The following is a 17,392-nucleotide window of genomic DNA, read 5'->3' as shown; positions in this document are numbered from 1 at the left end:
TGAAAATAACTCTGGATGGGAATTAGTTTGCGTGGCTCTGCCATGCTGAGGTGCACTAATCGGACACTCTAGAGCGATTTGAGGTTACCTTAAGCTAGGCGCTAGTATTTCTGGCGCCTACAATTTTCACGTTAAACGGAAGTAGTCGTGCAAAAAACGGTTTTCAAAGAAGTGAAACAAAAACTATGCACGCTTGCGGGCTTGCTGATCGTTTTTAGCCTTTTTATCAACTTATTGGTTCTCTCGATTCCGTTGTACATGCTTCAAGTGTACAACCGAGTGATATCTTCCTACTCAACCGATACTTTATTCTTGCTCACTGTCATCGTAATTGTCGCGTTGTTAACCATGTCCATCATCGACATTGCACGAGCACAAATGAGTAAATCTTTTGGTTATTGGATGGACACAAAACTCTCCGCTTTCATGCTCAAGCGCACGATTCAATATCAATCACATACCGGGAAGAGTTATACCTCGCAAACTCTGAGAGACATTCAGAACATCAAAAGCTTTTTGAGCAGTCAAGCACCTTACCCACTGTTGGATGCGCCCTGGACACCGCTGTTTATTTTATTTGTGTATTTATTGCACCCGATATTAGGTCACATCGCGTTACTTGGATCTATCGTATTGTTTAGCCTAGGTCTACTTAATGAGCTAATGACGCGTAAAACAATGCAAGAGAGCGAAGTCAGAGCGATTTCTCATATCAACAACGCTGAATTAGCCACGCAAAACTCCAATTCAATTCTCGCAATGGGGATGATGAATGCATTTTTAGAGAAGTGGCAGTCGCGCGTGAGTGAAGTGAATGTGCTTGAAGAGCGAGTTGCAGGTAAGTCTATCTACATGGCTAACTTTTCTAAGTTTGTGCGTGGCTCATTACAGATATTTTTACTGGGAGGTGGTGCATGGTTAGTTATCCAACATGAGATAACGGCAGGGGCGATGATCGCGAGCTCCATATTAATGAGTCGGGCATTATCGCCGATGGAGCAGGCGATAGGCACGTGGCGAAGCGCGATGTCTGCTAAAGGCGCCTATAAAAGGTTGAAAGAAATCGATGCGATCGTGCGCCAAGATGAATCAGATATGCCACTGCCTAAACCAAAAGGACACTATGAGCTTTCCGGACTGGCCTATCGCCATCCTGGAGCAACTGAACCAGTGCTCTCATCGCTCAGCTTATCGATTCCTCCGGGTGTTGCTGTTGGGGTGATTGGCCCTTCTGGTACGGGTAAATCGACGTTTGCTCGGCTGCTATTAGGTACGGTTAAGCCGTTAGCGGGTAAAGTGACTCTTGATGGAATGGAAGTCTCCGTATGGGCATCTGAAGATCGCGGCGTGCATTTTGGGTATCTCGCTCAAGAGGTGGAGTTATTTCCTGGCACAATTCGAGAGAACATCGCGCGCTTTAAAGAAGAAGACCCGGCTAAAGTCATCAAGGCGGCGCAACTAGCAGGATGTCATGAATTAATACTCAAGAAAAACAAAGGCTATGATTGCATTATTGGTGAAAATGGCCGTGGTTTATCTGGGGGGGAAAGGCAGAGAATCGCTCTTGCAAGAGCCGTTTATGGCGACCCATCTATTGTGATTTTCGATGAAGCGAATGCCAACCTCGATGGTGAGGGAGAGGCTGCGTATCAACGTTTGATTGCCCATTTAAAAGCACAGAGTACAACGATTATCGTCATTGCCCACAATCCGAGTACGTTACGACAAATGGATAGGCTGTTGTATTTGGCTGACGGCCGAGTCAAGTTATACGGCGCTAAAGATGAAGTATTAAAACGTTTGATGGGCGAAGAAAGAACAGATATCCCAAGGGTAAGAAATGAGCAATCAACTGCCAACCGTTAATCAGAGTTCTACCGAGATCGTATACCGTTTTAGCCCCAAAGCGAGACTAAGCTTTCGAAAACCAATTTTACTTGGTGTGGTGACCTTAAGTGTTTTTCTTGGAGGCCTTGGCTACTGGGCTGCAACAGCCAAATTAGAAAGTGCAGCGATTGCTTATGGTGATTTGTCTGTTCTCACTAAGCGACAAGAAATTCAGCATTTAGAAGGCGGTATTATTGAAAAGCTATATGTACAGGAAGGGGATTTAGTCGAAAAAGGTCAGTTATTAATTCAACTTTCTAAGCGTCAAGCTATGGCTAAGTTGGATTCGTTAAGTGGTCGTTTTATCCATACTCTAGCAAAGGAAAACCGTTTAAGTGCGGAGCTTGATGAGCTTCCAACGATTGTATGGTCTGATGATCTTGAAAGCATTCCCCGTGTCGATATCGTACAAGAAGCACAACTGGTTCAAAACAAGATCTTTGAAGCGAGAAAGCGATTCTTTGATAGTAAACTGAGTATCATTGAGCAGAGTATTTCTGGAGCAAACTTAGAGCTTGAAAACCTTCAGCAAACCAAAGTGATTGAGACGGAACGGCTCAACTTTATTGCTGAAGAAATAGACAGCAACCAAGCCTTGGTGCAAAAAGGTTTCTCGGGAAAATCTACTTTACTTCAACTCAAGCGCTTAGCAGCGGAGGTGAGAAGTACCTTAAGCCAGTTAGATAGGCAGTCGCTCACCGTTAGAAAAAGGTTAGATGAGAACCTAGCGCAAATTGAAGAGTTGAAGCTTGAAAGGCTGAATGAGATTGTCGAGGAACTACGAAATACCAAAACGGAAATTGTCGCAATTCGGGAAGAATATCGCTCCGCTCAAGATATTGTCGCAAGAACAACGATCAACGCACCTATTTCTGGTCGCGTAGTCAACATGCAAGTGTTTACCGAAAAAGGTGTGATTGGCTCGGGTGAAACGTTACTAGAACTGGTCCCGCAAGACGATAAGTTGTTAGTCGAGGCTCGTGTTAATCCTCAGGATATTGATTTAGTGAATCCAGGCCAGCAAGCGCATGTTCGTCTGACCGCTCTGAATGCACGGACGTTGGCACCTTTAGACGGTACAGTGCTGACGATTTCTGCCGATAAGCTCTCGCAAGAAAACCAAGAAGATTTTTATCTCGCTAGAATTGCAATTTCACCGGAAGATGTGACAAAACATCGTTTAACCTCAGGTATGAATGCCGAAGTGCTTATTTTATCTGAGCCACGAACGCCATTGAGCTACCTAATAAAGCCAATTACAGAAAGCATGAATCGCGCCTTCAGAGAGGAGTAATTTCAAAAAGACTTGAGTGAGCACGGACAACAGACAAAATAATTTGTTATCGTTAGCTGTTACTGGGCCGTATTTTTATTCGAGGGAGCCGTGGAATGGAGAAAGTGCAGTTAGTTGTCGATTTTCTTCTCACTCATAAATTGATTTTTACCGCACTGATCTTTGCGATTATGTGGTTAATTCGTCGTGCAATTTTATCGATGATTCGTGGTGATCACGCTTTTCTCTCAGAAGATCAGCGTAGTTGGATGTCCAGAACTAAAAATGGCACCTTTGCTGTTACATTACTGATTTTATTTATTTTATGGCAATCAGAAATTAACGAGTTTGCTCTGAGTGTAACGGCGATTGCCGTTGCCATTGTAGTGGCATCCAAAGAAATCATTTTGTGTTTTACGGGTTCGATTCAAAGAGCAAGTTCACGTTCTTTTCGCGTTGGGGACTGGATTGAGGTCGGGAAGTTATGCGGTGAAGTGATTGAGCACAATATGATGGCGACGGTGATTCAAGAGATCGACCTGCATCATGGGCAATATCATTACACCGGCAAAACAGCGACATTGCCTAATAGTATGTTCTTTACCTATCCAGTAAAGAACCTCAACTTCATGAAGCGGTACGTTTACCACAACTTTTCTGTAGTGGTGAAAGACTTCGTCAATTTGTATCCACTGCTACCGATTTTAACTGATAAAATTGAAGAACATTGCAGTTACTTTGCTGATGTTGCACATCGTTACAATGCGATGATTGAAAAACATGCCGGTGTTGACCTTCCTGGTTCTGAGCCACATATGCATATTTCTAGTAACATTAATGGTGAACAAATTCTGCACGTGATGATTTTCTGCCCAACCGATAAAGCGAACCACTTAGAGCACTTAATTCGTAAGGACTTTATGGAACTTTATGAGCAACGTTTTCCTGTAGTGCGAGAAGAATAGAGCATCGTACTTCGCCTTTAATTTCAAACCCCGCTATCAAAATAGCGGGGTTTGTTTTTCTTAGCGTATTTTTAGGCTGTAACAATATTCCCAACTTAGCTGAATTTACTCTTCAGCATTAAAAATAGGAAGTAAGTGCTGCCTATAATAGCGACCAACGTGCCAGCTGCGACCTGACTTGGATAAATAGCGATTTGTCCTAGCCAATCTGCCCACAACATTAGGGTTGCGCCAATTAAGGCACCGACACACAGTTGCTCTTTCACTTTTCTTGCTCCTAACATCATCGCCATATGGGGAGCGACCAAGCCAACAAAAGATATTGGACCAACTGTAGCGGTAGAAAAGGCGCATAACAAAGCAACGATGGTGAGCATAAGCGTATTGGCTACGGTAGGGTTAAGCCCTCGTGCATTTGAGAATTGTCGCCCGATGGAAATTAGTGTTAGCCAACGAGAAATCGAGAATACAGCGGCAAGCAGAACTATTATGGCCAAACATAGCATCAGTGCGGTGTCGGCTGTGACTCGATAAATAGAACCAGTTAGCCACAATAAAATTTTGTAACTGTCACCTGAGCCTTGAGCTAGCGAAAATTGAACGAGGGCTTCTAATAGTGCCGTTAGTGCGATGCCGGACAACACGAAGTTAGATGGATTAAAATGGCTTCGTTTACCGATAATCAGCAATAACATCAATACGGACATACTTCCGAAAAAAGCGATACCCCAGCTAAATGCGGAGAGAAGCGACCCAGCGATGACTCCTGTCGTTATAATGGCAAACGTGGCTCCGGAAGACACACCGAGAATATCGGGACTTGCCAGAGGGTTATAAACAATGCGTTGCAAAATGATTCCGGCAACGGATAGCGCAATACCGACAGAAAGTGCGGTTAACATTCGCGGCCAACGCAATTGCCATTGGAACTCACCTGGCACAGACCATTGAATTCCGTTTATACCATGGGTAACGAATGAGTAAGCTAGAATCCCAACCAGACTGAATAGCGCAATGCTGCATACCGCGCGTTTAGAAAGCGCCGTTTTTCCTTGGCTCATTGAAAGGTTAAGTTGATCGGTTGCCGTCAGCTTTTTACGAGTAAACCAAATTAAAGCGGGAGCGCCAATAGCTGCAGCCGCTACACCGCTAGGAATGGTTTCCTCTAACCATAAGCTCAGCGAAATAGCGGCAGAGTCTGTGATGATTAGTAGCATTGCGCCCAAAAGCATGCTGCTGATCAATTCGTCGCGCGGTGTTCTTGCCCCCATCGCTCTGGCAATATTGGGTGTCAGTAATCCGATGAAGCTGATAATACCAACTGCGGTGATGGAGGCAGATACCAGCCAAATACCCATCACCATTAACGCACCAAACGCGGGTAATACCGCTAAGCCTCGGGCTGCAGCGCCTTCTTGTCCTAGTTTCATTAAGGTCAGAATACGTGGTGCGACGATCAAAATTACGATTGCGATAGCGCAGCGAGGCAATAACCACTCAAACCAATCCCAGCTGTATTGAGAGAGGTCTCCTGCTCCCCACATAAAAATATTCTGTGCGAACTGGGCGTTTAAAATAATAATGGCTGTGGCGATAGAACCGAGCAAGATATTGATCACCATCCCCGAAACGACCAACGGCAAACCTGTCATATTACGCACACCGGCAATTGATACGATCAGGCCAAACGCCACTAAAGCCCCAAACATTGCGGCTAATGCAGAGTAATCGGCGACCCAATCGACGAACCAAATGTTTACCACGACTAATGCAAGCCAAGCACCAGAAGAGGTGCCAAGAGTCAACGGCGAGGTGAGGTTATTCTGCGTTAATTGCTGCATTAAGCTGCCGGTGAGACCAAGCATGGCACCAACAAGCAGGGTCATACTTAACCTAGGAAGTTGCGCTTGCGTAAAGAATACATCACGAAACTCGGTTGCTACCTCTGGTTTTGTTAATAATTGCCATTGTTCGAAAAGTGATAAATTAGTATCAATTTGTAGGCTAAAGACGCTAAGTAACGTAATCAGCGCCAGATAACCAATATAATGTTTCGTTCTCATTGTTCTGGTGCCAACTCTATTAGACTGTCGGTAATCGCTTCAGCGGTGTATTGCAAAGACATGGCACCGCCATACGCCCACACTGCTCTGACTGAATTTACCCGCTGCTTTTTCACAAACGGCATCGCTTGCCAAAGTGGCGACTCTTTCAGTTTTCGTTCTTCTGGGAAAGGTTGTACGTAGAGAACGTAGCTGTTTTGAAGGCCCTGAAGCCGATTGATTCGATCTTGCTTTACTCCCCACGCACGTGGGTCCTCTTTAATTGGAGCCTGTAATCCCAGTTTTCTAACCACGTAGTCAGTGGTAGAGTTTTCGGTTGCAAGTAATACAGTATTCGGGGTTGAAAATCGCATCACAAGAACGCTGAGTGGAGCAGAGTAATAGTGGCGAATTCGCTGGCGCATCTGCGCAAATGAAGCATCTAATTCTGCCAATTTCTGTTCAGCAAGTGCCTCTTTATTGAATAGCTTGCCGAGCGTACGAAAGTGACGAATGGCCGTTTCAGCTGCGGCCTCATTTTCAGAAAAATTAGGTAAATAGATTACCGGAGCAATTTGTTTGAGTAACGGAATCAAGTCTTGCTGTGGAGACGCAGCAAGGATGACATCTGGTTTCAAACTGGCTATTTTTTCTAAGTTGGGCTCTGCTCGGGTTCCAATATCTTCAATTGACTCTGGTGCAGTTGGATTGACGACCCATTGGCGGTAGCCTGGTAAATTTGGGGCTGCGATTGGTTCTACGTTTAGCGCCAAGACTTGTTCTAAGATGTCCCAGTTTAAGGCTACAACGCGTTGAGGCGCTTGCTCAAAACTATGCTCACCATATTCATCGGTAACGGTGATGACTGCATGTGCATTGGTCATAAAAAATACGAGGAGAAAAGCAGATTGTGTAACCACAGTAAGTAAACGAGCCATTATGCGCATACAACAGCCACCTTTTGGCTCGCTAATGTGTTAGCCGGGCTTGGGTGCTCAATCAGCTTAATTGGTGACTCATATAGTTTAGAAAGGCGTGCCTCGTCTAACAACATGTCGGCGTTGCCTTCAAAGGCAATTTTACCTTTTTTGAGCGCAACAATGTGGGTGGCGTAGCGCAGGGCTAAGTTCAGATCGTGCAGGATCACGATAATGCCTACGTTCTCGGTTCGATTCAGTTCTGCCAGCAGCGCCATTAGTTGAAACTGATGGTGAACATCGAGCGCCGAGGTTGGCTCATCGAGAATTAAAATTGGCGATTGTTGAGCCAGTAGCATAGACACCCAAGCGCGTTGGCGCTCGCCGCCCGATAAGTCATCCGCCAAAGCTTGAGCAAAAGGTGTAACCCCTGTTCGTTCCATAGCCTGCGTGATGATCTGTTTGTCTTCAGCTTTCCAACGACCAAGTGCCCCACGCCACGGAAAGCGACCTAAGCGCACTAGCTCTTCTACCGTTAAACCAGCCGAAGAGGGCAGCTTTTGTGGCAAATAGGCGATCTGTTTTGCCAACTCTTTGGTTTTGAGTGATGAAAGGGAAGTATCGTTTAGTGTTACCGTGCCTTTATCTGGTGGCATTTGACCAGAAAGCAGGTTCACCAGTGTCGACTTACCTGAACCGTTATGGCCTAAAACGACCGTTAGCTCATTTGTTGGGATGTTAAGTTGTTCGATGCCGAGGATCTGACGTCCACCTCGCACGATCTCAATATTAGACAGTTGAAACATGGATGGCTCTTAGGAGAAAACTCCCCTCAATAGAGGGGAGTAGAAGTACAATTACCAGCGGTAGTTTGCGTTTAGCATAACAGAGCGAGACTGGCCGTAGTAACACCAGTAATCGCAACCTGAAACAAACTCTTTATCTAGGATGTTGTTCACGTTTAGCTGTGCTTGCCACTGTGAAGTGATGTCGTAAGTGACTGACGCATCCCAAAGAGTGACTGAAGGAACCGTTAGGTTCGAGCTCTTAGGGTTATCTTTTGACTCACCTACGTAGCGCACACCAGTACCGATATTGAGGCCTGGAATCAGGCTGTAGGCGCTGTAGTCTACCCATGCAGAAGCTTGGTGCTCAGGAATAAGTGCGGCTTGTTTTTTACCTTGGCCAAAGCTCTCATCTGTTTTCGCTTTAGTGTAGGTGTAGCTTGCCATCAGTTTTAGATCGTCGGTTAGCTGCGCCGTGCTTTCTAGCTCAACACCTTGAGATGTCACTTCACCTGTTTGTGTCGCAATCCATGTTGATGGGTTTGTGACCAATGCATTCTTTTGCGTGATGTCGAACCATGCAAGGTTGATAAAGCCATCCATAAAGCTTGGCTCATACTTCACACCCACTTCTACTTGCTCGCCTTCCAGCGGTTTGTAAAGTTCATTGGTTGCCGCATCAATAGTGCTGATCACTTCAAACGACTGAGAGTAGTTTGCGTAAGGTGACAGGCCATTGTTTGCAAGGTACATCACACCCGCACTTAGAGAGAGCTGACCATCATCACGAGATTCACTTTGATCAACGGTAGCGCCTTTGCCAGAGTTTTCTGTTTTCACCCAGTCGTAACGAGCACCGATGTTACCAATCCACTGTTCATGCAGTTTCAATTGGTATTGTGAATAGAGACTTGCTTGAGATTTCTCAATCTCACGTTTCACGTTGTTGGCAGGATCAAGAGGGGTGAAGTTACCGTAAACAGGGTTCCACGGATTGATGGTGCCAAATGCGTAGTTGTCCTGCTCGTCGCCATCGGTTTTGTGGAATTGCAGATCCATACCGATAAGCACTGTGTGCTCTGCGTTGTCTGTCATCCAGTTACCGACAGCATTGTTATCGAACGTGATGCTCTGGTTTTTTCCGTCACGGAATACGATGCCTTGCGTTAACTCTTCTTTCGCTGGATCGTTGTTTGAGAACGCGTAAGAGCTGCGCAAGTACAACTCATTCGAACCGTAGTTGAGGTTTTGCGAGAGTGACCACGTGTCATTGATGTCGTGCTCTAGTAAGTAACCTAGAGAAAACTGCGTGCGTTCGTATTTATCGTAGTTTGGCTGACCAAGGTTAGTCGAAGGATCGATTTTGCCAAAGTTAGAACCAATCAGAGTACCTGCTGCCGGGAAGAATGGGTTAGTTGGTACACCGTCATCATGAAGGTAAGTTGCCAAAACGGTCAGCATTGTACGGTCAGAAATGTCGAACTCGACACTTGGCGCTAGGTAGAAACGCTCGTTATTTGTGCCGTCCAGTTCACCATCTTGGCTTGTCATCAAGCCAACCAAACGATAGCGCACAGTGCCTGCGTCGTTTGCTTCGTCAGCAATGTCAAAACCTACGGATTGGTGTTGGTTGTTGCCAACTTCGACTTTTACTTCGCCTTGAGGCGTAAACGTTGGTTTTTTCTGAACAGCATTCACGATACCGCCTGGTGCCGATTCACCAAACAGAATAGCCGATGGACCTTTAACGACTTCTACACTTTCTAGGCCGTAAGGTTCGACCAACCATGTGTAGTAACCATCGCGGAATAGGCGGTTGCCGTTTAGGTAAGTCGCTGCATCAAATCCACGAACTTTGAACCAATCAGTGTCGTTGTCTGCGCCATAAGGCTGAGCGGTTACACCAGACGTGTAGCGTAATGCTTCATCTAGCTTTTTCGGTGCACGAACACGAAGTTCATCTTCAGAAATGATAGATACGCTGCGCGGCGTTTCTGCTGCCGGGGTTTCTACTTTAAGTGCTTGCGCGGTGACCGTTATGGTCTCCATGGCAATCACGTCATCTTGTACGACGTCTTCTTGAGCTTGTGCTGTGAATGCAACCACTGCTGTAGGTGCTAAAGCACAAACCAACGCGTTGCGGATCGCGATGGTCAGTGAGTTATTCTTTTGCATAAATCTATTCCCGATAATTATGATTAACGCTAAGCTTAATTGTAATTATTATCATTTGAGCTTTTGTTTCGGTATTTTACTGACTTTTGTATCAAAAGATAGTAAAACGTTCGCAAATTCATTCGCGGTACCTAAAGTCATTGTTATGTTCAATTGGTTTGAAAAACTGACCCAACCCTTTCCCCAGATGGAAACCGAAAAGCCACCGAAGACGCTATTTGGCTTTTGTCGTTTTTACACTCGTGGCTTTGAAGCCCCTTTACTCGTTATGGCTGTGTTCAGTGCGCTTATTGCCATTACTGAGGTGACGCTGTTGCGTTATATGGGCGAGCTCGTCGATATTCTCTCTAATCAAGAACGCGCAACATTCTGGCAAGACCAGGGTGATCGCATGCTAATGATGCTGTTCTTAGTGGCGGTTGTGATGCCAGCTCTCGGTTTTGTCCACTCAATGGTGATGCACCAAACGTTATTGGGTAACTACCCGATGTCTATCCGTTGGTTGATTCACCGTTACTTGCTAAAACAAGCGGTTGGATTTTTCCAGCGTGACTTTGCAGGCCGAGTTGCGACCAAAGTGATGCAAAGTGCGTTAGCGGTACGAGAAACGGTCATGAAGCTGGTGGATGTACTGGTTTATATCAGCGTTTATTTTCTTTCGATGCTCTGGATGATGGGCGAAGCCGATGGTTTGCTAATGTTGCCTATTGTGATTTGGATAGGAATGTACGCGGTTATCCAGTTCTACTTTATCCCTAAAATGAAACAAGTAGCGACAGAGCAAGCGGATGCTCGTTCTGTAATGACTGGGCGCATTGTCGATTCTTACACCAACATATCTACCGTAAAGCTATTCGCGCACTCGCAACGAGAGTTGGAATACGCAGAAAGTAGCATGAAGCAATTTTTGGTGACGGTTTACCGCCAAATGCGCATGGTGACTTGTTTACTGTTTAGTGTGGATGCCATCAACTATTTGCTGCTGATGTCTATTAGTGCCATTTCGGTTTATCTATGGCTAGATCACGCTGTAACAATTGGTGCTATTGCGATTGCCATCAGTATTGCATTGCGCGTACAAGGTATGTCGAAGTGGATCATGTGGGAAGTTAGCGCGCTGTTTGAAAACATTGGCACGGTAGTGGACGGCATCAATACGATTTCAAACGATGTTGAAGTGAAAGACGTACCAAATGCTAAGCCTTTGCAAATCTCCCAAGGTGAGATCTGCTTTGATCACGTAGGTTTTAACTACAGTGACGAGAAGGCGGTATTTGAGAACTTGAACCTGACTATCAAACCGGGCGAAAAAGTCGGCATTGTCGGTCGTTCTGGGGCAGGTAAATCCACGTTGGTCAACTTGTTGCTGCGTTTTTACGACGTAAATAGCGGTAAGATTTGTATTGATGGACAGGACATTTCTCAAGTTGAACAAGAGTCGCTTCGCCAACACATCGGTATGATCACGCAAGACACCTCTTTGCTGCATCGTTCAATTAAAGAGAACATTCTTTACGGTGATCCAGATGCTTCAATGGATGCCGTTATCGCAGCTGCTGAGAAAGCACATGCTCATGATTTCATTCAATCTCTACGAGACGAGCAAGGTAACGTTGGCTATGACGTTGAAGTGGGTGAACGCGGTGTGAAGCTGTCTGGTGGTCAGCGTCAACGTGTGGCGATTGCTCGCGTTCTGCTGAAAAACGCGCCAATTTTGATCATGGATGAAGCAACGTCTGCACTTGATTCAGAAGTAGAATCGGCAATTCAAGAAAACCTTGAAGTTCTGATGGAAGGAAAAACAGTGATTGCGATTGCTCACCGTTTATCAACGATTGCCGCGATGGATCGTTTGATTGTAATGGATGACGGCAAAATCATTGAGCAAGGCTCGCATTACGAGCTGCTGCAATTGGGTGGTGTTTACGCTCAGTTGTGGAAGCATCAAACCGGCGGATTTTTGTCTGAGCAAGGTGATGCTCAACTGCAAGTCATCTAATATGACGCTACACGAAAGAGGAGCAAATGCTCCTCTTTTTTGTGTCTGTCGTTTATACCGAGTAAGTAGGCGTTAATGGGCAACGTTAACTTGTGATTATTCATTAAGTTAGGCTAACTTAATGATGATTATGTTTATAACTCACTGTCGTTATTGAATTTTTTACGCTTTTTTTACGCGAACTCCGAATGGGCTTTTGCTAAAGTTTTCTACATCGAATTTTGGTTGATGTATTTTATGTTTGTTCAATGGCGAGATAACACCTTTCTCTTTTCTACTACCGTGATTGTTGGCGCGGTTGTCGTCTCATGGTTGTTAGACCAACTGTTTGGCTCTACAGCCGCAGTCCTGCTGATTTTACAGTTAGCGGTCGTGGTAGTGGCGTTTCAATGCAACTCGCGATTCGCTTATGCGGCGGCGGTGATCGAAGCGTTGAGCTTCAACTTCTTTTTCACGACGCCTCGTTACTCTTTGCAGATGTTTCGTCCGGAAGACATTTTTAATTTAGTCGTGTTTATGGTGGTGGCATTTATCACCAGCACCTTTGCGGATCTTTATCGTCGCCAGCAGGGCGAGTTAAAACAAACCAAGCTGCAAAACAGCATCCTGCTATCGGTGTCCCATGACTTACGCACGCCGCTGGCAACCATTATTGGAACATTGACCACACTCAACGAGTACATGCCCAAGCTCAATGGCTTAGAGCGTAAAGAATTGCTCGACAGTGCGACTTCAGAAAGCCATCGCTTGCATCAATATATCGAGAACCTCTTACAGGCGACTAAGCTCCAGCACGGCACATTAAAAATTACCAAAAAAGATGAGTTGATTGCAGATATTGTTCGGGATGCGGTTTCTCGTTTGCCAAATTACACCGAGAAAGTGTCCATGAATATGGATGATTCCGTTGATTATTTGTCAGTAAGTCGTTCGCTCATCGAACAAGCGATTTTTAATGTGCTGGATAATGCCATGCGATTTTCACCAGAGAATGAATCTGTTGAGGTTTCTCTTTCTAAGCAGGGTTCGTCGTGCGTGATTGATGTTCGGGACATGGGGATTGGCATCAAAGCTGAAGATGCGGAAAAAATATTCAACCTTTTCTATTCCGGCGCGAACAACAAATCGGCCGATTCAGGCACCGGAATGGGACTCGCGGTTGCCAAAGGCATCATCATCGCACACCAAGGAGAGATTCAATCTATGCCAGTATCAGAAGGGACGCTGATCCGCATTCTACTTCCACTCAATCAAGGAGCAGAGCAGGCGTGAGTTACAAAGTTTTAGTCGTGGACGATGAGCCTCGCATTCATACCTTTATTCGAATTTCGCTGTATGCTGAAGGGTTTGATTACATTGGCGCGAGTACCATTGCAGAAGCCAAAGCGTGTTTCGAAGCACATTCGCCACACGTCATTCTGCTAGATTTAGGCTTGCCCGACGGCGATGGGAAGGAGTTTCTCACTACGCTTCGTCAGACGTATAAAACGCCAGTGCTAGTGCTGACGGCTCGCGATCAAGAAGAGGAAAAAATCCGCCTTTTAGAAGCGGGCGCGAATGATTACTTGAGCAAGCCTTTTGGCGTAAAAGAGCTCATCGCGCGCATCAAAGTGCTGGTTCGAGATTTGGTGGATGAGCAATCCATCGCTGATGAGCTGGTGGCTGGCCGAGTCAAAATCATCAAAAGCACTCACCAATTTTGGTTGGATCAGAGGGAAATTCCACTCACCAAGAAAGAGTTTTCTTTCATTGAACAATTGATTCTCAAGCCGGGAAAGCTCATTGAGCAAACTCATTTGCTAGCGGTGATTTGGGGAAAAAGTCATGTCGAAGATACTCACTACTTACGCGTGCTAGTGAGTCAACTACGCAAAAAACTGAACGATAGTGCTGACGAACAGCGGCTATTAAAAACCGAGCCGGGGCTGGGTTATCGTTTAGTGCTTGAGACGTCCAAGCACCACTAAATTCCAAATTTAATCAACGTTAATGCCAAGGTTTAGTGCTGGTTATCAGCACTCGAACAGGATTCGTGTTGCCTATTTTCCGCGACGGAAAATCAGTCTAGCCCTTAACGCATTAGCATTTTCTATACATAAAACACAGTTAGGTATTGATATGGCTCACTTTACAGTAATTGGTTTAGGGCGATTTGGCGTTGCCGCCAGCTTAGAACTTATTCATCTTGGACACACCGTAACGGGGGTGGATAGCGACCCGAAAATCGTCGAAAAATACGTCGAAGAGTTAACGCAAGCGGTCATATGTGACGCAACAGACGAAGGTGCACTCAGAGAGTTAGCGCTAGCGAACAGTGATGTGGTGTTGGTGGCGATTGGTGAAGACATGCAAGCCAGTTTGTTGTGTACGCTGGCGCTGAAAAATCTGGGTGTGAAATCCATTTGGGTCAAAGCGAGCACCAAAGCGCACCATACCATCGTGTCTAAGCTTGGTGTACAACGTATTATTCATCCTGAAGAGGAGATGGGCGTAAGAGTCGCGCAGGCACTCAACTATCCGATGGTGAACAACTATTTAGAAATGGGGCATGGCTTGTATGTGGTGGAAATCCACGTTAAATCCAATCTGCACGATACGCCGCTTTCTAAGTTGATCAGCCGAGGCAGTTACAACATTCAGCCTATCTTGGTGAAGCGCGAAGAAGCCGTCTACACCAATATCAATGATGAGTTTGTGCTTAATGAGTTCGACACGCTGTTGCTTTGTGGTAGTCGCGCTGAGCTGAAATACGTCGCTCCAAGGTTGGTGTAACATGGTTTTGTGGCATCCCTCTATTATCCCAATGGAACGAAAGCCCAAAGCGGGCAAAAAACTGTTGGGCGCACCGCCATTGATACTTAGCCTCAGCTTTGCGTGCTTGATCATGCTCGGCACGGTCTTACTCAAACTGCCGATTGCCACCACAGAGCCCATCACTTGGATTCAAAGCCTGTTTACTGCGACATCGGCCATTACGGTGACGGGATTAGTTGTGGTAGACACGGGCACGGCGTTTACGCTTTTTGGGCAAGTGGTTATTGCTTTCCTGATTCAATGTGGTGGCCTAGGTTTAATGACGTTTGCCATCGTGACCTTGCTGGCTCTGGGCGGAAAAATTGGCTTTTTGGAGCGAGCAGTCGCGAGAGAGGCGTTCAACCAGACTGATTCATCGACACTCATTGCCACTGCTAAATCTGTATTGATGTTCGCTCTGCTCGTTGAACTTATTGGTTTCACTATTTTGAGCGTTTATTGGAGTGAAGAGCTGGGCTGGGAAACCAGTTTGTTCCATGGTTTCTTCTACACCATCAGTGCGTTTAACAATGCAGGTTTTGCGTTGAGTGCCGATAGCTTAATGCCTTACGTGGACGACCCGGTCGTTAACTTCACCATTACCAGTTTGTTCATTATTGGTGGTTTAGGCTTCTCGGTTTGGATTGACTTAAAACGCAATCGCCGTTGGCATCGACTCACCGTTTACAGTCGAATGATGATCTTAGGCACGATGATCATTAACGTGGTGGCACTTATCGCGATTTATCTGATTGAATATGACAACCCCAACACGCTTGCCCCGTTGAGCGAAGCAGGGAAATGGTGGGCATCGTGGTTTCAAGCGGTGACGCCAAGAACGGCAGGGTTCAACACTTTAGCTATCGATCAGTTGGAAGATGCCACAACGGCGATCATTCTGGTGTTGATGTTTATCGGCGGTGGATCATTGAGTACGGCAAGTGGCATTAAAGTTGTGACATTTATAGTGTTAGTCTTGGCGACTTACAGCTATTTGCGTCGCGATGAAGCAACCTATGCCTTTCAACGCGAGATTCCCAAAGAGACCATCAGCAAGGCATTGGCGCTGACTCTGATCTCGGTGGGGGTGACTTGGTTTGCCATATTCACGCTGTTACTGACAGAGAAAGCGTCTGTGTTAGATATTATGTTCGAAGCGGTCTCGGCACTGGGTACGGTTGGGTTATCGCGAGGCTTAACGGGCAGTTTGTGCGAACCAGGTGAGTTAGTGATCATCTTCATGATGTTTATGGGACGATTAGGGCCTCTTACATTAGCGTACTTCTTAGCCAGTCCAAGAAAGAAAAAAGCGCGTTACGCGAGTACTAAACTGGCAATAGGGTAAATGGGCTAACTCGTACAAAGTGAGCAAAAGGCTAGACAAAAGAGGAGTAACTGCTCCTCTTTTTGTGCTCGTTGTAGCCACGAAACTGTATACGGCAGTCTCTCTCACAACAATTTATGATTCATCTCTATTTTTTATCATTTATAAATTGTCGTTTTTGAGGTGTTGTCCAGAATGGAATTATCCACGTGCAACATAAGATTGCCGGGAATAAAAATAATTACAATACTGCCTTACTGGAAGATACATGAAAATCAAACCCCTCCCACCTTTAAATAGCCTCGTTGCGTTTGAAGCGTCGGCGCGGCACTTGAGTTTTACGTTAGCCGCTGACGAGCTAAACGTGACCCAAGGTGCTATCAGTCGCCAAATTAGACAATTAGAAGAATACTTAGGCAAGGCTATGTTCACGCGAGCCAATCGAAGCATTAATTTAACGCCTACAGGTCTTCAATATTATCAAGCTGTCAGCCAATCTTTGCTCGATATTGCTCAAATCACGGGTGAAGTGAAGAAGTGGCAGGGCGAACAAAAGATCACGGTTGCGACGACAAATGCAATGGCAGCCTTGTGGTTGTTGCCTAAGGTTGCTCAATTTCAAAATGAACATGATGACATCGATATAAGGATATTGGCCTCAGATAATGTGTTGGACTTACGCCGATTAGATTGCGATATCGCCTTGTTTTATTGTCGCACTCCACCTGCGGAAATGGACGTGACAACGCTATTTTCAGAAGAAGTATTCCCTGTGTGTAGCCCGCTTTATCTAGAGAAAATCGGCCAGCCTAGTGAGCCAGAAGAAATCTTCAATAAAACGTTACTCTATCTGGAAGAGTCTCAAAGAGATTGGGTGAATTGGGAGCAGTGGTTTGCGAGTGTAGGATTGCCAAATATTTCGCCTCGTAATCGCATGAACATCAATAACTATCCAATGCTGTTACAAGCGGCAATTAATGGTCAGGGAATCGCGTTAGCCTGGGGGTCATTAGTGGACGACTATTTACAAAGCGGTGCTCTAGTTAGGCCAGTCGAACACGTGCTTTCAACACCTTCCAATTTCTCTATGCTTGAACCTAAAAATAGAGGTTTAATCCCAGCAAGCGTCAAGCGTTTTAGAGCGTGGCTTTTGCAACAGTTGCCAGATGAGGTGGGTGATCGAGGTTTAGCCTAAATCAATAAGCAGAGAAAATAACAGAGTTTGGTCATGT

Annotated in this window: 13 protein-coding genes; 9 read left to right on the top strand and 4 right to left on the bottom strand. The window is 45.6% G+C overall.

All coding sequences use genetic code 11. The features are described from left to right. Positions 1–147 precede the first annotated feature (147 nt). The 3 genes from R7044_RS11390 (at position 148) to R7044_RS11380 (ending at position 4,125) form a co-directional block, all read left to right on the top strand. Positions 148–1,866, top strand: coding sequence for a type I secretion system permease/ATPase (locus R7044_RS11390; protein ID WP_025768544.1), 1,719 nt, complete (start codon positions 148–150; stop codon positions 1,864–1,866). Beyond that, positions 1,841–3,181, top strand: coding sequence for an HlyD family type I secretion periplasmic adaptor subunit (locus R7044_RS11385; protein ID WP_005383906.1), 1,341 nt, complete (start codon positions 1,841–1,843; stop codon positions 3,179–3,181). Before R7044_RS11390 ends, R7044_RS11385 begins: the two co-directional genes overlap by 26 nt. Positions 3,182–3,276: 95 nt before the next feature. Continuing rightward, positions 3,277–4,125 (top strand): mechanosensitive ion channel family protein, encoded by an 849-nt coding sequence (locus R7044_RS11380; RefSeq protein ID WP_005375171.1) that lies wholly within the window; start codon positions 3,277–3,279, stop codon positions 4,123–4,125. Positions 4,126–4,220: 95 nt separating this feature from the next. On the opposite strand, the gene fhuB is transcribed toward R7044_RS11380, so the two are convergent. The 4 genes from fhuB to R7044_RS11360 are packed head-to-tail and all read right to left on the bottom strand — an operon-like array spanning position 4,221 to position 10,044. Further along, a complete protein-coding gene (gene fhuB / locus R7044_RS11375; protein ID WP_053307903.1) occupies positions 4,221–6,188 on the bottom strand; it encodes a Fe(3+)-hydroxamate ABC transporter permease FhuB in 1,968 nt (655 codons plus the stop codon). Further along, a complete protein-coding gene (locus R7044_RS11370) occupies positions 6,185–7,114 on the bottom strand; it encodes an iron-siderophore ABC transporter substrate-binding protein (RefSeq protein WP_065275453.1) in 930 nt (309 codons plus the stop codon). The genes fhuB and R7044_RS11370 overlap by 4 nt, the downstream gene beginning before the upstream one ends. After that, complete coding sequence (locus R7044_RS11365) at positions 7,105–7,890, bottom strand: ABC transporter ATP-binding protein (RefSeq protein ID WP_017635311.1); 786 nt, start codon at positions 7,888–7,890, stop codon at positions 7,105–7,107. The genes R7044_RS11370 and R7044_RS11365 overlap by 10 nt, the downstream gene beginning before the upstream one ends. 51 nt (positions 7,891–7,941) lie before the next feature. Continuing rightward, complete coding sequence (locus R7044_RS11360) at positions 7,942–10,044, bottom strand: TonB-dependent siderophore receptor (RefSeq protein ID WP_132936302.1); 2,103 nt, start codon at positions 10,042–10,044, stop codon at positions 7,942–7,944. Between the two features lie 145 nt (positions 10,045–10,189). Here R7044_RS11360 and R7044_RS11355 point away from each other — a divergent pair, with 145 nt between their 5' ends. The 6 genes from R7044_RS11355 to R7044_RS11330 all read left to right on the top strand — a co-directional run bounded on the left by R7044_RS11355 (position 10,190) and on the right by R7044_RS11330 (position 17,355). After that, positions 10,190–12,043 (top strand): ABC transporter ATP-binding protein, encoded by a 1,854-nt coding sequence (locus tag R7044_RS11355; protein WP_021035856.1) that lies wholly within the window; start codon positions 10,190–10,192, stop codon positions 12,041–12,043. A 237-nt stretch (positions 12,044–12,280) separates the two neighbouring features. After that, complete coding sequence (locus R7044_RS11350; RefSeq protein ID WP_033906863.1) at positions 12,281–13,315, top strand: DUF4118 domain-containing protein; 1,035 nt, start codon at positions 12,281–12,283, stop codon at positions 13,313–13,315. Further along, positions 13,312–14,010: a response regulator transcription factor gene (locus tag R7044_RS11345; protein ID WP_205391378.1), complete on the top strand. Its 699-nt coding sequence runs from the start codon at positions 13,312–13,314 to the stop codon at positions 14,008–14,010. Before R7044_RS11350 ends, R7044_RS11345 begins: the two co-directional genes overlap by 4 nt. A 151-nt stretch (positions 14,011–14,161) precedes the next feature. Continuing rightward, positions 14,162–14,815, top strand: a complete 654-nt coding sequence (locus R7044_RS11340; protein ID WP_005375180.1) for a potassium channel family protein — start codon at positions 14,162–14,164, stop codon at positions 14,813–14,815. A 1-nt stretch (position 14,816) separates the two neighbouring features. Continuing rightward, complete coding sequence (locus R7044_RS11335; RefSeq protein WP_225455585.1) at positions 14,817–16,181, top strand: TrkH family potassium uptake protein; 1,365 nt, start codon at positions 14,817–14,819, stop codon at positions 16,179–16,181. A gap of 247 nt (positions 16,182–16,428) precedes the next feature. After that, positions 16,429–17,355: a LysR substrate-binding domain-containing protein gene (locus R7044_RS11330; RefSeq protein WP_053303843.1), complete on the top strand. Its 927-nt coding sequence runs from the start codon at positions 16,429–16,431 to the stop codon at positions 17,353–17,355. The last annotated feature ends 37 nt before the right edge of the window (positions 17,356–17,392 follow it).

The sequence above is a fragment of the Vibrio sp. 1402 genome (genome assembly GCF_033340275.1).
Note: the sequence above shows the minus strand (reverse complement) of the source record. Positions and strands in the feature narration are given on the sequence as shown.

Coding starts and splice junctions, on each gene's coding strand:
- R7044_RS11385 (WP_005383906.1), top strand. CDS start 1,841: ATGAGCAATCAACTGCCAACCGTTAATCAGAGTTCTACCGAGATCGTA.
- R7044_RS11380 (WP_005375171.1), top strand. CDS start 3,277: ATGGAGAAAGTGCAGTTAGTTGTCGATTTTCTTCTCACTCATAAATTG.
- fhuB (WP_053307903.1), bottom strand. CDS start 6,188: ATGAGAACGAAACATTATATTGGTTATCTGGCGCTGATTACGTTACTT.
- R7044_RS11370 (WP_065275453.1), bottom strand. CDS start 7,114: ATGCGCATAATGGCTCGTTTACTTACTGTGGTTACACAATCTGCTTTT.
- R7044_RS11365 (WP_017635311.1), bottom strand. CDS start 7,890: ATGTTTCAACTGTCTAATATTGAGATCGTGCGAGGTGGACGTCAGATC.
- R7044_RS11360 (WP_132936302.1), bottom strand. CDS start 10,044: ATGCAAAAGAATAACTCACTGACCATCGCGATCCGCAACGCGTTGGTT.
- R7044_RS11355 (WP_021035856.1), top strand. CDS start 10,190: ATGTTCAATTGGTTTGAAAAACTGACCCAACCCTTTCCCCAGATGGAA.
- R7044_RS11350 (WP_033906863.1), top strand. CDS start 12,281: ATGTTTGTTCAATGGCGAGATAACACCTTTCTCTTTTCTACTACCGTG.
- R7044_RS11340 (WP_005375180.1), top strand. CDS start 14,162: ATGGCTCACTTTACAGTAATTGGTTTAGGGCGATTTGGCGTTGCCGCC.
- R7044_RS11335 (WP_225455585.1), top strand. CDS start 14,817: ATGGTTTTGTGGCATCCCTCTATTATCCCAATGGAACGAAAGCCCAAA.
- R7044_RS11330 (WP_053303843.1), top strand. CDS start 16,429: ATGAAAATCAAACCCCTCCCACCTTTAAATAGCCTCGTTGCGTTTGAA.